Source organism: Salinivibrio sp. ML323 (assembly GCF_001995745.1).
GTDB lineage: Bacteria > Pseudomonadota > Gammaproteobacteria > Enterobacterales > Vibrionaceae > Salinivibrio > Salinivibrio kushneri.
The window spans coordinates 1-14,701 of sequence record NZ_MUES01000006.1 but is presented as its reverse complement, the minus strand read 5'-3'; the positions used below and the strand labels follow the sequence as shown (position 1 = coordinate 14,701).

At 51.4% G+C, this 14,701-nt stretch carries 18 protein-coding genes; 13 read left to right on the top strand and 5 right to left on the bottom strand.

The genetic code is table 11. From position 1 onward, the window contains the following. Positions 1 to 50: 50 nt before the first annotated feature. From BZG13_RS05855 to BZG13_RS05845, 3 genes are read right to left on the bottom strand one after another with little or no spacing between them, the layout of a single operon-like run. Positions 51 to 1,040: a hydrolase gene (locus BZG13_RS05855; RefSeq protein ID WP_077485790.1), complete on the bottom strand. Its 990-nt coding sequence runs from the start codon at positions 1,038 to 1,040 to the stop codon at positions 51 to 53. Next, positions 1,024 to 1,500, bottom strand: a complete 477-nt coding sequence (locus BZG13_RS05850; RefSeq protein ID WP_100297956.1) for a TIGR02444 family protein — start codon at positions 1,498 to 1,500, stop codon at positions 1,024 to 1,026. The genes BZG13_RS05855 and BZG13_RS05850 overlap by 17 nt, the downstream gene beginning before the upstream one ends. An 8-nt stretch (positions 1,501 to 1,508) precedes the next feature. Further along, positions 1,509 to 3,437, bottom strand: a complete 1,929-nt coding sequence (locus BZG13_RS05845; protein ID WP_077485788.1) for an ABC transporter ATP-binding protein — start codon at positions 3,435 to 3,437, stop codon at positions 1,509 to 1,511. Positions 3,438 to 3,634: 197 nt separating this feature from the next. Between BZG13_RS05845 and kefG the strand changes: the two genes are divergently transcribed. From kefG to slyD, 4 genes are read left to right on the top strand one after another with little or no spacing between them, the layout of a single operon-like run. Next, the gene (gene kefG, locus BZG13_RS05840) at positions 3,635 to 4,216 is read left to right on the top strand and encodes a glutathione-regulated potassium-efflux system ancillary protein KefG (RefSeq protein ID WP_077458654.1); all 582 of its coding nucleotides are present in this window, start codon (positions 3,635 to 3,637) and stop codon (positions 4,214 to 4,216) included. Further along, positions 4,209 to 6,008, top strand: a complete 1,800-nt coding sequence (gene kefB, locus BZG13_RS05835; protein WP_077485786.1) for a glutathione-regulated potassium-efflux system protein KefB — start codon at positions 4,209 to 4,211, stop codon at positions 6,006 to 6,008. Before kefG ends, kefB begins: the two co-directional genes overlap by 8 nt. A 9-nt stretch (positions 6,009 to 6,017) precedes the next feature. Then, entirely contained in the window at positions 6,018 to 6,221 is a 204-nt protein-coding gene (locus tag BZG13_RS05830; RefSeq protein WP_046074780.1) for a YheV family putative zinc ribbon protein, read from the top strand. Positions 6,222 to 6,271: 50 nt separating this feature from the next. Continuing rightward, a complete protein-coding gene (slyD, locus tag BZG13_RS05825) occupies positions 6,272 to 6,763 on the top strand; it encodes a peptidylprolyl isomerase (RefSeq protein ID WP_046074781.1) in 492 nt (163 codons plus the stop codon). Between the two features lie 52 nt (positions 6,764 to 6,815). On the opposite strand, the gene BZG13_RS05820 is transcribed toward slyD, so the two are convergent. Further along, positions 6,816 to 7,037 (bottom strand): SlyX family protein, encoded by a 222-nt coding sequence (locus BZG13_RS05820; RefSeq protein ID WP_077459360.1) that lies wholly within the window; start codon positions 7,035 to 7,037, stop codon positions 6,816 to 6,818. A 12-nt stretch (positions 7,038 to 7,049) separates the two neighbouring features. Continuing rightward, on the bottom strand, positions 7,050 to 8,033 hold the full coding sequence (locus BZG13_RS05815; protein WP_077459381.1) for a WD40 repeat domain-containing protein: 984 nt from the start codon (positions 8,031 to 8,033) through the stop codon (positions 7,050 to 7,052). Between the two features lie 126 nt (positions 8,034 to 8,159). Between BZG13_RS05815 and fkpA the strand changes: the two genes are divergently transcribed. The 9 genes from fkpA to BZG13_RS05770 form a co-directional block, all read left to right on the top strand. Beyond that, positions 8,160 to 8,945 (top strand): FKBP-type peptidyl-prolyl cis-trans isomerase, encoded by a 786-nt coding sequence (gene fkpA, locus BZG13_RS05810; RefSeq protein ID WP_077459362.1) that lies wholly within the window; start codon positions 8,160 to 8,162, stop codon positions 8,943 to 8,945. Positions 8,946 to 9,104: 159 nt separating this feature from the next. Beyond that, positions 9,105 to 9,794 (top strand): helix-turn-helix transcriptional regulator, encoded by a 690-nt coding sequence (locus BZG13_RS05805; protein WP_077522054.1) that lies wholly within the window; start codon positions 9,105 to 9,107, stop codon positions 9,792 to 9,794. Then, entirely contained in the window at positions 9,791 to 10,183 is a 393-nt protein-coding gene (gene tusD, locus BZG13_RS05800) for a sulfurtransferase complex subunit TusD (protein ID WP_077485782.1), read from the top strand. Before BZG13_RS05805 ends, tusD begins: the two co-directional genes overlap by 4 nt. Before the next feature lie 7 nt (positions 10,184 to 10,190). Beyond that, on the top strand, positions 10,191 to 10,547 hold the full coding sequence (gene tusC, locus BZG13_RS05795; RefSeq protein WP_077485780.1) for a sulfurtransferase complex subunit TusC: 357 nt from the start codon (positions 10,191 to 10,193) through the stop codon (positions 10,545 to 10,547). A gap of 10 nt (positions 10,548 to 10,557) precedes the next feature. Continuing rightward, on the top strand, positions 10,558 to 10,848 hold the full coding sequence (tusB, locus tag BZG13_RS05790) for a sulfurtransferase complex subunit TusB (protein ID WP_158074868.1): 291 nt from the start codon (positions 10,558 to 10,560) through the stop codon (positions 10,846 to 10,848). A 177-nt stretch (positions 10,849 to 11,025) separates the two neighbouring features. Next, positions 11,026 to 11,400 (top strand): 30S ribosomal protein S12, encoded by a 375-nt coding sequence (gene rpsL, locus BZG13_RS05785; RefSeq protein WP_025673238.1) that lies wholly within the window; start codon positions 11,026 to 11,028, stop codon positions 11,398 to 11,400. A gap of 97 nt (positions 11,401 to 11,497) precedes the next feature. Further along, entirely contained in the window at positions 11,498 to 11,968 is a 471-nt protein-coding gene (gene rpsG / locus BZG13_RS05780) for a 30S ribosomal protein S7 (protein ID WP_025673237.1), read from the top strand. 75 nt (positions 11,969 to 12,043) lie between these two features. Next, positions 12,044 to 14,140, top strand: coding sequence for an elongation factor G (gene fusA, locus BZG13_RS05775; protein ID WP_077485776.1), 2,097 nt, complete (start codon positions 12,044 to 12,046; stop codon positions 14,138 to 14,140). A 100-nt stretch (positions 14,141 to 14,240) separates the two neighbouring features. Then, on the top strand, positions 14,241 to 14,701 hold a 461-nt coding region (locus BZG13_RS05770), incomplete at its 3' end, for a GTP-binding protein (protein WP_131825391.1).

Below are 14,701 nucleotides of genomic sequence, written 5' to 3'. Positions count from 1 at the left end.
CCCGATCATACCAGTCAATGCAGTGGTTCTCTTTGCTTCCTTTGACGGTGCTAACGCGCCGACTTACTCAGTGACTCATGCGGCAAATAAGCGGCGAGCCAGCCAGGCACCGCTTGCTCAAGCCAAAACTGAGGTTGGCGCCAACTACCGGCGACAAAGCCAACATGGCCGCCATGCTCAGTGAGTTGATAATCAATGTTCGCGGGTAATGGGGAGGTTGGGATCACCGCGTCGGTCATAAAAGGATCGTCTTTGGCATGAATGATGGCCAACGGTGTCTTAATGGTATTAAGCACGGAAAGGCCGCTACAGGCGTGATAATAATGGTGCGCATCGTCAAAGCCATGAAGCGGGGCAGTCACGGTTTGGTCAAACTCGAACAGGGTTTTTATCGTCGGGCGCTCCCCCGCGTGCCATCGGCCCACTTGCTGATGACGTGTGAGTTTTTCCGCTAGGGTTTGGCGCATCGATCGCAACAAATAGGCTTGATAAATACGGGAAAAGCCTTGTTGGATACGCATCGAGCAAGCGGCAAGGTCAAGTGGCGGCGACACGGCGCAACCACAGGCCACGATGGGATCATCGTGATAGTCCGCCAGGTAACGCACCAGCATGTTCCCCCCCAAAGAGACCCCGACTGCGCCAATTTGACTCTTTGGATAGGTTTGACGCAAATGGGTGAAGAAGGCACGCGCGTCCTGGGTTTCTCCCGAGTGATAGGTTCGCGCGGCACGATTAAGGCGGCCACTGCAGCTGCGAAAGTGCATCACCACGCCGCACCAACCTTGGCGTTGGAAGGCCGCGAGCAAGCCGTTGGCATACGGGCTGTCGAAACTGCCTGCTAAGCCATGGAATAAAACAACAATCGGCTGTCCAGGCTGCGGCTGATGTGTCCATGCCAGATCGACAAAATCGCCATCAGGCAGATCAAATTGCTGCCAGCGAGGGGTGAAAAGCGGGGCTCGACGCAAAAAGCGAGGCAACAAGGTTTGTAAGTGCGCGTTCCGCGCGCTGGGAATGGGTTTAAACGGTGTCATCATGGTTGCTTCCCTCTTCCTCGGCGGGCGTCACCTTCAGTGATGTATATAGGTTGCGTGCTGATGGTGACAGCTGACGGCAATAGTAGGCGAGAGGAGAGGCGGTGTCCGTGAGCCAGGTTTGACGATTGAGGGCATCGACTAAATCTTGCTGTTGGAATTTTTCTAAACTGAGCTCAAAGTTGAGCATTTTTTTGTACTGCCCACTGCCGACCCGCGGCTTCAACTCTCGCCGAAGGTGACGATAGGCAATAAGCAAATGCTCAGAGCGGCTTAACGCATGCTTCAGTTGTGTGAGGCTCTCGGGCGCAAGCCCATAGCCGTGTTGTTCAATCCAGGCGAGTAACAAGGCAAGATTTACGTTGCCTTGGTGCTCGTCTTGCAGCCTGAGGCAAGCTTGCTTTACCTCGGGCTTGCCATAATGATGTAAACAAAACTGCCACAGGTCGGCGGGATTCGCCATCCCAGGGGTTAGTCCTGATTGAATGTCGCCTCCAGGGCTTCCAGCTCTTCTTGTCGCTCCATCCATTCTTGTTCCACCTCTTCGAGCGTCGATTTAGCATCCGCTTGACGTTGCAATTGCGCCGTGAGCCGCGCCTTATTATCACTGTGGTAAATCTCGGGGTCCGCCAACTGATTTTCTGCGTCAGAGATAATGGCAGAGAGTTGTTCTATCTGTGTGTCTAGATTGTCAATTTTTTTCCGCAAAGGCGCGGTTTGCTTACGTAACTCGGCATCGCGGCGTTTTTGCGCTTTACGATCCACCTGTGTTTGTTGCGGCGCCGTTTTCTCCGCGGCCGCTTGTTTTTTGCTCTCGGCACGATCGGCGCGCTGTTGATCGGTCAGCCAACGGTGATAATCGTTCAAGTCTCCATCAAAGGGTAGCACTGCGCCATTGTCGACCAAATACAAGTCATCGGTGGTGGCGCGCAGCAAGAAGCGATCGTGACTGACAATCACCATCGCGCCCTCGTAAGACTGTAAGGCGAGTGTCAGCGCTTGGCGCATATCCAAGTCCAGATGGTTGGTTGGCTCATCGAGTAACAGTAAGTTCGGTTTTTGCCATACCAATAAGGCGAGCACCAAGCGGGCTTTTTCGCCTCCAGAGAAGGGCCCGATGGGCTCGAGCGCCTTGTCGCTTTGAAAGCCAAACCGGCCGAGAAAATCACGTAAGGTTTGCTCAGCGGTGGTGGGGGCTAACCGGTTTAGGTGCTGAAGTGGCGTATCGTCGATGCGCAACGTATCGAGTTGGTGTTGGGCAAAGTAGCCAATTTTCACCCCTTGTGAATAGGTTAATTCACCGGCCATGGCGGGTAAGCTGCCCGCGAGGAGTTTAATCAGGGTCGACTTACCCGCCCCATTGCGCCCCAGCAAGCCAATGCGCGCCCCCGGCACCAGGTTAAGGCGAATGTTTTCAATAATAGGTGTCTTATCATAACCCGCCGCCACTTTGTCCATCATTAAAATGGGGGTGGGTAAGGCATCCGGCGTGAAGAAGGTAAAACTAAACGGGTTATCGTATTGCGCGGGCAATACCTTCTCCATCCGCTCAAGGGCTTTGATCCGGCTTTGCGCTTGGCGGGCCTTGGTGGCTTTGTAACGAAAGCGATCGATATACGATTGCATGTGGGCAATTTGCTTTTGTTGCTTTTCGTACTGCGCCTGTTGCTGCGCCAATTTTTGCGCGCGCATTTGCTCAAAGTCGGAATAATTACCCGTGTATTCATTGAGCTGTTGATGCTCGATGTGAATGATGCGATTGACAACAGGATCCAAGAAATCCCGGTCGTGAGAGATCAACACCAAGGTACCTGGATATTGCTGTAGCCATTTTTCTAGCCACATGACCGCATCGAGATCTAGGTGGTTAGTGGGTTCATCGAGCAACAATAGATCAGAGCGACATAATAGCGCTTGTGCTAAGTTCAGCCGCATTCGCCAGCCACCTGAGAACTGGGTGAGTGACCAGTGGATTTGTGGTTGGCTAAAGCCCAAACCATCTAATAAGCTGGCCGCACGCGCTTCAATGGTATAACCACCAATGGCATCCAATTTATCGTGTAACATCGCCACCGCGTTACCGTCATCACGGGCTTCGGCGTCGCGTAGGGCTTGCTGTAGCGCGCGGTATTCGCTGTCGCCATCAATCACGTACTCGAGCGCGCTTTTGTCGAGCGCGGGGGTTTCTTGCGCCACCCATGCTACCTGCCACTGACTCGGGTAGTCACAATGGCCGGCATCCAACGATAATTGATGGCGCAGCAAGGCAAACAAGCTCGATTTGCCACAGCCATTTTTGCCCACCAGACCGACTTTGTCGCCCGGTGAGATAGTGGCAGAAGTGTGGTCAAGCAGGGGCTTACCCCCTCGAAGCAGTTGAATATCGGAGAAGCGAATCATGATTTCTCAGTCTGTCTCGGGTTGATGGGTGCGCATTGTCGCGCGGTCGTTATACCAGCTTGATACCGGGATTGCCAAATTCTACCGCGTCATCCCACTGGTCAGACACAGACGGGGCATGTTTGTGTGTTAAAGTTAAAAACACGGAATAAATGAACAGATTGCGTTCTGACCATAATCATAAGACAAGGAAGCCTATGCCCCGAGATAAGGCTGAAAGCCCCTCTCTTCCCAAGGTACTGGTGATTTTTGCTCACCCCGACCCCGATGAATCCGTTGCCAATCGTCGTTTAATTGAGGCCATTACGCCGCTGGCCCATGTCAGCGTGCACGATATTTACGCCGCCTACCCGGATTTTGTGGTGGACGTCCATCATGAGCGCGCGTTGGTCACTGACGCCGATGTGTTGGTCTTTCAGCATCCACTGCAAATGTATTCCTGTCCGGCGCTGTTGAAAGAGTGGATAGATGTGGTGCTCGGGAAAGGGTTTGCACATGGGCAAGGCGGGGATGCGTTGGCCGGTAAAACCTGCCGCTTTGTGGTGACCACCGGGGGAGCGGCCGAAGCGTTTAGTCAACAAGGTTACAACAAATATTCGATGGCCGAGCTACTGCAGCCTTTTGAGTTAACCGCCTCATTATGTCGGATGGATTGGATCCCACCGTTGGTCTTGCACTGGGCGCGCCGCGTTGGCGATGCCGATCGCGAAGCGTTTGCTGAGATTTATGCCGATTGGCTCGCTGACCCATTGGCGCACCAAGGAGGCGAGGATGGATAACAACCTCTTATCGGTGGCCTTTGTTTTTTTATTGGCGGCGGTGATTGCGGTTCCTCTTGCCCAGCGCTTGGGTATGGGCTCGGTGCTTGGCTATTTGCTGGCAGGCATAGTGATCGGGCCCTGGGGGCTGGGCCTGGTCCGTGATGTGGATGCGATTCTCCATTTTGCCGAATTTGGCGTGGTGCTGCTGCTTTTTCTGATTGGCTTGGAGCTTAACCCTAAAAAGCTATTGAAAATGTGGCGCCCTATTATCGGCCTTGGTGGTAGCCAAGTGGTGCTGACCGGGATCGTGATAGGGTCATTAAGTATCTTCGCTGGGCTCACGTTGCCACAAGGTGTGGTGATCGGGGCGGGGCTGGCGCTTTCTTCTACCGCGATTGCGATGAAAATCATCGAAGACCAACGTTTAATGCGCAGCGAAACCGGACAATCTGGATTTGCCGTTTTATTATTTCAAGATATCGCCGTGATCCCGATACTGGCTGTGATCCCAGCGTTGGCCGGTGGCAGTGCTGGCAGTTGGCTCGACGTATTATGGATGTTTGTCGGCATTGGTATTTTGCTGGTGGGCGGTCATTTCCTTCTGCGTCCGCTGTTTCGTTTAGTGGCCATGAGCGGCGTCACCGAGCTATTTACAGTGACCTCGCTGGCCTTGGTGATCGGGATTGCCCTGGCGATGCAAGCGTTAGGCCTATCGATGGCGCTGGGGGCGTTTCTTGCGGGCGTATTGCTTGCGGAAAGTGAATACCGTCATGAATTAGAAACTGCGATTGAGCCTTTTAAAGGTTTGTTGCTTGGGCTGTTCTTTATTGCAGTGGGAATGACCGTTGATCTCGGTCTATTGCTCGACTACCCACTGGCCATACTGGGAGCGGTCGCGGCGTTGATCTTGGTGAAGACCTTGCTGCTTTATGGCTTGGCGCGTGCCTTTGGGGTGGTGCCAAAAGCGCGTAGTCAAATGGCGGTATTGCTTAGTCAAGGTGGGGAGTTTGCGTTTGTTATTTTCACTGCTGCGCGCAGCCAGGGCTTACTTGACCAAGAGTTAAACGCGTTTTTGTTGGTGGTGGTGAGCTTGTCGATGATGACCACGCCTTTAATGCTGACGCTTCAACAACGCTGGTTTGCTCGCACGTTTAATGAGCCTGAAGAAGCGCCACCACAAGGGCAGTTTGAGCAGGCCGATGCGCGCGTGATCATTGCCGGTTTTGGTCGCTTTGGTCAGGTGGTGGGCCGGTTGATGTTCGCTAACAAAATTGGCGTGACCCTGTTAGAACGTGATCCGACGCAAATTAAGCTGCTACGTCGTTTTGGCTATGAAGTGTATTATGGCGACGCAACCCAGCTCAGTTTATTACGGGCGGCAGGCGCGCATACCGCTGAAGCGATTGTGATTTGTACCGACTCGCCTGATGAAGTGATGGAGATTGTTGATCTTTGTGCGCGCCATTTCCCTAACCTTAAAGTAATGGCGCGGGCGCGGAGTCGTGTCGAGGCCTATCAATTGATGGCACAGGGCGTGGATCAATTCTCGCGTGAAACCTTTTTGGGGGCCCTTGAGCTCGGGAGGCAGACGCTAGAGTCACTGGGTATGCATCCGTATAAAGCCAAGCGAGCCGAAATTTTATTTCGTAAGCTGGATATGCGGGTATTGCAAGATCTCTTGCCGCAACACAGCGAAGACTTGGCGACGGCCTCCCGAGCGAAAGAAGCACGCAAAGAGTTGGAAGAAATTTTTGACCGAGAAATGCGTGGTGATAGTGAGCGGCRCCAAAGTTGGAATCGAGATGAGTAAGGTGTTGAAGTGAAAAAACGTTTCATTGCTGGGGCAGCGTGCCCGGCGTGCCAACAGCTCGATACGTTACGAGTATGGCGCGAAAATAATATTGACAAAGTAGAGTGTGTCAGCTGCGATTATCATGATAGTCGGTTGCCTGATTCGGCACAACAGTCACACTCTGGTGCCGAGTCAGCAGAGAATGTCATTGGGATCTTTAAACCGGAGTAGGGGATCCGTTATCATCGTCAGTCCATTTACCTTCCGGTCTCGGAGCGAGCATGAAAATTGCAAAAGATGTGGTAGTCAGCCTGGCTTACCAAGTAAAAAATGAAGATGGTGCACTTGTTGACGAATCAACAGCACAAGAGCCTCTCCAATACCTGCACGGTCACCGTAACCTGATTGTAGGTCTTGAGAACGCGCTGGAAGGCCGCGAAAAAGGTGAGAGCTTTGACGTGACTGTAGGCCCAGATGAAGCCTACGGTGATTACCAAGAAGCTATGGTACAACGCGTACCAGCTAACGTATTCCAAGGCGTAGACCAAGTAGAAGTGGGCATGCGCTTTATGGCAGAAACGGACCAAGGCCAAATCCCAGTTGAAGTGACGGAAGTGGATGGTGAAGAAGTGGTAGTTGACGCTAACCACATGCTAGCCGGTCAAACCCTGTCTTTCTCTGTGGAAGTGGTTGACGTTCGCGAAGCGACAGAAGAGGAAGTGTCTCACGGTCATATTCACCAAGACGGTGAAAGCTGTGGTCACGACCACTAAGACGGTATCCGTCTGTGGTGAATGAAAGGCGCCGAATGGCGCCTTTTTCGTATCAATAGTGTGGTGGCGGGGTTTCTTCTGCTTGGCTGGCAATGTTTTCCGGCTCTATGTTTTTTAACTTACTGACTAAGTATTGAATTTGCACTGTCATACGCTCAATGTCCCCCTGCTGCTGGGTTAACGCGTGGTTGAGCTGCTCGATGGTGTCTTCTTGAAAAGCGACCTTATATTCCAGGTCGTCGATTTGCTGCTGTAACTTATCAATCTCGCTCATACTGCTCTCTCGCTATTGCGCGTCGGTTAACCAAGCTTGGGCGATACCGGCTGATGTCCCGGAAATCACTCGCCCGGTGGGGTCGATAGCCACATCATACACGACTGCGCTAGGTGGGCGAGTGTCTGGTTGCGCCAAGGCTTGCCAGCGGCCAATGTTTTCACCGCTTTGTACGTCCCATAATTCGACCCGCTGTGAGGGGGTGCCTGTGGCCAACTGACGGCCATCATCGGAAAAACGGGCACTGGCGTAAATCGCTTGGCGAGCAAAAATATCCAGCTCACTTACCTTTTCACCACTGGGCAAAGCCCAAATCACCGCGCGATTGCCGCCATCAGAGACGAACGCGTATTGCCCTTCACGATGCAAGGCCACTTGCTTAACCCGTTGATCATAGGCGAAGTCGTTGATAATTTGCCCCGACTCGGTATCCCAAAAATAGGCATGATGGTCATTCCCCCCTGACAGAACGTAAGCACCATTGGGGGAAATCGCGACCGCATTGACTTTATCGCGATGCGCAAGGAACTCTAGGCGCCTTCCCGTGCCTAAGTCGATGAATAATGCTTTACCGCTAGACATGGCCAGTACCAGCTTTTCACCATTGTTGCTGATCGCGGCATCGCGGATGATGCCGTCAGAAATAGACCAGAGTCCTTGAGACTGGCTCCAAGCCAGATCCCAAACGGCAAAGTTTTGTGCCGTTGCGGTGATAGCGTAGCGCTTATTATCGGAAATATGGCTGACCACGACAGGGTTGGCATTGGGATCTTGCGGCCCTAGCTCCGCCAACTGCTGATTGGTGACCAGATCCCACAGCACAATGTCGGTTTCGTCCGAGGCGAGTAAAGCAAAACGGCCATCGCGGCTAAGACTAAAGCTGGTGGCGCCCTCAGGGTGGATTGACCAGCGCTGGGCTTCTTTGCCAGACTGCCAGCAGCCCGTTAGGCTGCTTAACAGAATAAAAATGCCAACAATGTGGCGGATTTTGGGCATCATACTTGAGTTCCAGAGTGTGCAGCCATATAACCACGAGTATATGGATAGAATCAGGCTTTCGCATGGTGGATGCGTCAGTAAATACAATACGAGGATTAATCCTTACCATCAACGGAGTACCCAATGAAATCAGTAATGAAGATGTCGCTACTCGCGGCAACCGTTGCCTTTGCCGTCGGCTGTCAACAAGAAGACGCAAAAGTAGAGCAAACCAACCAAGCGGCTGAACAAGCTGAAGCGGCGTTTGCCAACGAAGACGACAAAGCAGCCTACGCGATTGGCGCTTCTTTGGCGCAATACCTCAACGCCAACTTGGAGCAGCAGGCCGAAATTGGTCTCGAGCTGGATAAAGAGGTGGTATTGCAAGGGGTGCAAGACGTCTTTCAAGGTGAGTCAAAGTTAACCGATGAGCAAGCACAGTCGGCGTTGCAATCGCTTGATCAGCGTGTGACCAAGCTTGCCCAGCAACAAGCAAAAGAAAAAGCAGAAGCCGCGATCGCTGACGGTGAAAAATACCGCACTGAGTTCGCGCAGAAAGAAGGCGTGAAAGAAACTGATTCTGGGCTGTTGTACAAAGTCGATAGCATGGGTGATGGTGAGAAGCCATCAGCAGAAGATACGGTTGTGGTGCATTATAAAGGTACCCTGACTGACGGTACGCAATTCGATAGCTCATACGATCGTGGTGAACCGGCCACTTTCCCACTCAATCGAGTGATCCCTGGCTGGACTGAAGGGGTGCAGCTGATGCCGGTCGGCTCTAAGTTTACCTTTGTTGTACCGCCAGAGCTGGCTTATGGTGACCAAGACACCGCATCGATTCCTGCCAACTCAACCTTGGTATTTGATGTTGAGTTGCTCGAAATCAAAGATGATGCGAAAGAAGGTGATAGCGCGAGCCAAGGCTAAAAGCTAAGGTCTTGACCCGTGATACCAGCCCCGGCGTTGCCGGGGCTTTTTGCATTTTTAGATAGGAATTCTGTTAAACTGAGCGCAGAGCAATAAAGATAAATGGTCGAATAAGGGTAGGCGTACGTGGTACCGACAGAGGGTTTTGGCGCGAACATTATGACGGAAAGTGAGCTCATCGAGCCCAATCCACTTAACCAACAAGACAGCATTATCTTGCAGTCCTACTCGGCCGTGGTCGATGGGCTAGCCGCCTTGATTGGTGAGCACTGTGAAATCGTGCTGCATGCATTAGACGATTTAAATAAGTCGGCGATAAAAATCGCCAACGGTGAAAATACCGGGCGTCAGGTGGGTTCACCCATCACTGACTTAGCCTTGCGCATGCTGCGTGATATCGAGGGCTCCGAGCGCAACTTCTCTCGCGCTTACTTTACCCGTGCGAAAAGTGGCACCTTGATGAAATCAATCACGGTGGCCATTCGTAACGGGGACAACCGCATCATTGGGCTGTTATGTATCAATATCAATTTAGACGCGCCTTTTTCTCAGGTACTGCAAGCCTTTATTCCCGACGACCAAGCGAAGCAAGCGGCCTCATCGGTTAATTTTGCCAGTGATGTGGAAGAGCTGGTGGATCAAACGGTCGAGCGTACCGTTGAAGAAGTGAACGCCGATAAAAGCGTGTCTAACAATACCAAAAACCGCCAAATCGTCATGGCGCTCTATGATAAAGGGATTTTTGATATCAAAGATGCCATTAATCGGGTCGCGGCTAGGCTTAATATTTCTAAACACACGGTGTACCTCTACGTTAGACAACGTAAAACCGAAGAGGCGGCGTCATGAAATTGCAATATGTGTTAGTGGTCACGGAGCCGGCTTACGGCACACAAATGGCACGTACCGCGTATCAGTTTGCTTGTGCGGCAATAGAGGCTGGGCACCAAGTCAGTAAGGTATTTTTCTATCAAGATGGTGTATTGAATGGGGCAGCGAGCACCGTCCCTGCAAATGATGAATTTGATTTGGTGGGCGCGTGGCAGGCGTTAGCCCGTGATCATCACGTGGAACTGGAAACCTGTGTAGCTGCAGCGCTGCGCCGTGGTGTGATCAGTGATCAGGAAGCGGCACAACATGGGTTATCGCAAAGCACCTTGGCAACCGACTTTTCCCAAGCGGGGCTTGGGGGGCTGGCGGAAGCTTTATTGACCGCCGACCGTGTGATGCAATTTTAAGAGGGCAGTGATGAAAATAGGGTTTGTTTTTTCCTCGGCACCTCATGGCAGCGCAAGTGGCCGAGAAGGGCTTGATGCACTGCTTGCTGCGTCCGCCTTTTGTGACAACTTGGTGGTGTTTTTTATCGGCGACGGTGTTTTTCAATTGCTTGAAGGGCAGCAACCGGGCCAGATTTTGAGCCGTGACTATATCGCCAGCTTTAAAATGCTCCCCTTGTGTGATGTCGAAACGATTTATGCCTGTCAGGCCTCGTTGACTGCACGAGGACTTGAGCAAACGTCTACGGTGCTGTCAACTCAAGCGTTATCCCTCGAGCAAATCAAAACGCAGCTGTCAGGCTGCGATCGCATTCTACATTTTTAAGGAGAAGGCCGTGCTGCACCTGGTCAAACACTCACCATACAGCCGTCAAGCCTTGGCACAGTGCTTAGACTACGCGCCATCGAACAGTGCGATTGTCTTGATCAGTGATGCTGTTGTCGCCGGGGTGGCGGGGAGCGAGTGGGCAATCCGATTGTTTACCGAGACGCATGCTGTTTATTTGCTGAAAGAGGATGTGGACGCTCGTGGGCTTGGTGAGAAACTACACCCCAGTGCTGAGCTGATTGATATGCATCAATTGGTCGWTTTGAGCGCTGAACATGTCACGCAAATGACATGGTAATCGGCTAGTCTTTGTCGTGTGTGAAAATCCCCCGCGTGCTGTTCGAAAAACAAACAATGCAAAGATCTCTGTATAAATCTTGACACCCCATACCCCGACGCCTAAAATTTCGCGTCCCTGTTGTATTGGGGCTAGATTTTTCACACTTATACGTTAAGTAATATCAGGAGCTATTTAATGGCAACTATTAACCAGCTGGTTCGCAAGCCACGCTTGAAGCAAGTTGCGAAAAGCAACGTGCCTGCGTTGGAAGCGTGTCCACAAAAACGTGGTGTATGTACTCGTGTTTACACCACTACTCCAAAGAAACCAAACTCTGCACTGCGTAAAGTATGCCGTGTGCGTTTGACCAATGGCTTTGAAGTCACCTCTTACATTGGTGGTGAAGGCCACAACCTGCAAGAGCACAGTGTTGTGCTTATCCGCGGCGGTCGTGTTAAAGACTTGCCGGGTGTGCGTTACCACACTGTTCGTGGCGCACTTGACTGTGCAGGCGTTAACGGCCGTAAACAAGGTCGTTCTAAGTACGGTGTGAAGCGTCCTAAGTCTTAATGGATTCCGTTAAGTAAGGCCAAACACTCAAACAATTGAATTTTGAAAAAACTGAAAAGTTTTGGATAAAACCTGAAGAAGACAACGGAGATAATCCATGCCACGTCGTCGCGTAATTGGTCAGCGTAAAATTCTTCCAGATCCTAAGTTCGGATCAGAATTGCTGGCAAAATTTGTAAACATCCTGATGGTTGACGGTAAGAAGTCAACGGCTGAAAAAATCGTTTATGGTGCACTAGACATCATGGCTGAGCGTTCTGGTAAAGAGCACTTGGCTGTATTCGAACAAGCTCTTGAAAACGTACGCCCAGCGGTCGAGGTTAAATCTCGCCGTGTAGGTGGTTCAACTTACCAAGTGCCAGTAGAAGTACGTCCTGTACGTCGTAACGCACTGGCTATGCGTTGGTTGGTTGAAGCCGCTCGTAAGCGTGGTGAAAAATCTATGGCTCAGCGCCTAGCAAGCGAGATGCTAGACGCGTCAGAAAACAAAGGTACTGCTGTTAAGAAACGTGAAGACGTTCACCGTATGGCAGACGCGAACAAAGCGTTCGCACATTACCGCTGGTAATGCCTTCATGGCGTGTCCCACTCGGGGCACGCCAAACCCATTTTCTAAGGTTAACCTTAGCAAGAGGATACTATTGTGGCTCGTAAAACCCCTATCGAGCGCTACCGTAACATCGGTATTTGTGCTCACGTAGACGCCGGTAAAACCACGACTACCGAGCGGATCCTGTTCTACACAGGTCTGTCACACAAAATCGGTGAGGTACACGACGGCGCCGCTACCATGGACTGGATGTCGCAAGAGCAGGAGCGTGGTATCACCATCACCTCAGCCGCGACCACGACTTTCTGGGCCGGTTCTGATCAGCAGTTCAAACAACACCGCGTAAACATCATCGATACTCCTGGACACGTTGACTTCACTATCGAAGTTGAGCGTTCTTTGCGTGTGCTTGATGGTGCTGTGGTTGTATTCTGTGGTTCATCAGGTGTTGAGCCTCAGTCTGAAACCGTATGGCGTCAGGCTGATAAATACGAAGTACCGCGTATGGTATTCGTCAACAAGATGGACCGTGCGGGTGCTGATTACCTGCGCGTTGTTGATCAAATCAAAAACCGTCTTGGCGCACACCCTGTGCCAATTCACTTGAACATTGGTGCAGAGCACGAGTTCAAGGGCGTGATTGACCTGATCAAAATGAAAGCAATCAACTGGAACGAAGCAGACATGGGTATGACGTATACCTATGAAGACATTCCAGCTGAACTTCAAGAACAAGCAGAAGAGTGGCACAACTTCTTGGTTGAGTCTGCTGCTGAAGCCTCTGAAGAGCTGATGGACAAGTACCTTGAAGAAGGTGAGTTGTCTGAAGAAGAAATCAAAAAAGCTCTGCGTCAGCGTACCCTTGATAACGAAATCGTACTGGCAACCTGTGGTTCTGCGTTTAAGAACAAAGGCGTTCAGGCAGTACTGGATGCGGTTATCGAATACCTGCCATCACCGATTGATGTGAAGTCAATCAAAGGTGAAGACGAAGACGGTAACCCAATCGCACGTCACGCAGACGACAAAGAACCCTTCTCAGCATTGGCATTTAAAGTCGCGACTGACCCATTCGTAGGGACGCTGACCTTTATGCGTGTTTACTCTGGTGTGGTTAACTCGGGCGACACTGTGTACAACTCAGTGAAGCAAAAACGTGAGCGTTTGGGTCGTATCGTACAGATGCACTCTAACAAGCGTGAAGAGATCAAAGAAATCCGCGCCGGTGATATTGCTGCAGGTGTTGGTCTGAAAGACGTAACCACGGGTGACACCCTATGTGCAATGGATTCAAAAGTTATCCTAGAGCGCATGGAATTCCCTGATCCAGTTATCCAAATCGCGGTTGAGCCTAAGTCGAAAGCTGACCAAGAGAAAATGGGTATCGCGCTAGGTAAACTGGCGGCAGAAGATCCATCTTTCCGCGTTGAGTCTGACGAAGAGTCTGGCCAGACCCTGATTTCAGGTATGGGTGAGCTTCACCTAGACGTGATCGTTGACCGTATGCGTCGCGAATTCAACGTAGAGTGTAACGTTGGTAAGCCTCAGGTTGCTTATCGCGAAACCATCCGTGGTAGCACCAAAGTTGAAGGTAAATTCGTGAAGCAGTCTGGTGGTCGTGGTCAATTCGGTCACGTATGGCTGAAGATCGAACCTTCAGAGCCAAACGAAGGCTTTGTCTTTGTTGACGAAATCGTTGGTGGTGTGATTCCACGCGAATACATCAGCTCGGTGGCTAAAGGTATCGAAGAGCAGATGGCTAACGGTGTACTCGCCGGTTATCCAGTGCTCGACGTTAAAGCGACCTTGTTCGATGGTTCTTACCACGATGTTGACTCCAACGAAATGGCGTTTAAGATCGCCGCATCAATGGCATTCAAGAAAGGTGCACACGACGCGCAACCTGTTATGCTTGAACCAATGATGAAGGTTGAAGTAACCACGCCAGAAGAGTGGATGGGTGACGTTGTCGGTGACTTGAACCGTCGTCGTGGCCTGATTGGCGGTATGGACGAAGGCCCAGCGGGTCTGAAGGTCGTACGCGCCCAGGTTCCACTGTCTGAAATGTTCGGTTACGCTACTGACCTACGTAGTGCAACACAAGGCCGTGCATCTTACTCGATGGAATTTAGCGAGTATGGTGAAGTGCCGAAGAACATCGCTGACGCCCTGATCGCAGAGCGTAGCTAATTATTTTGGTCCAGATGCCGACATCATGGTCGGCATCAAACACTGACTTCTGAGTTACTAGGCCAAGTCCTTTAACTCACAACTAGGAAGGAAGACGATCGTGTCTAAAGAAAAATTTGAACGTACGAAAACGCACGTTAACGTTGGTACTATCGGCCACGTTGACCATGGTAAAACTACGCTGACTGCCGCTATCTGTACGGTACTTGCAAAAGTACACGGCGGTGCTGCTCGTGACTTCGCGTCAATCGATAATGCACCAGAAGAGCGTGATCGTGGTATCACCATCGCAACGTCTCACGTTGAGTACGATACACCGACTCGCCACTACGCACACGTTGACTGCCCAGGACACGCTGACTATGTGAAAAACATGATCACCGGTGCGGCGCAGATGGACGGTGGTATCCTGGTTGTTGCGGCAACTGATGGCCCAATGCCACAGACGCGTGAGCACATCCTACTTGGCCGTCAGGTTGGTATTCCAAACATCATCGTGTTCATGAACAAATGTGACATGGTTGATGACGAAGAGCTGCTTGAGCTGGTTGAAATGGAAGT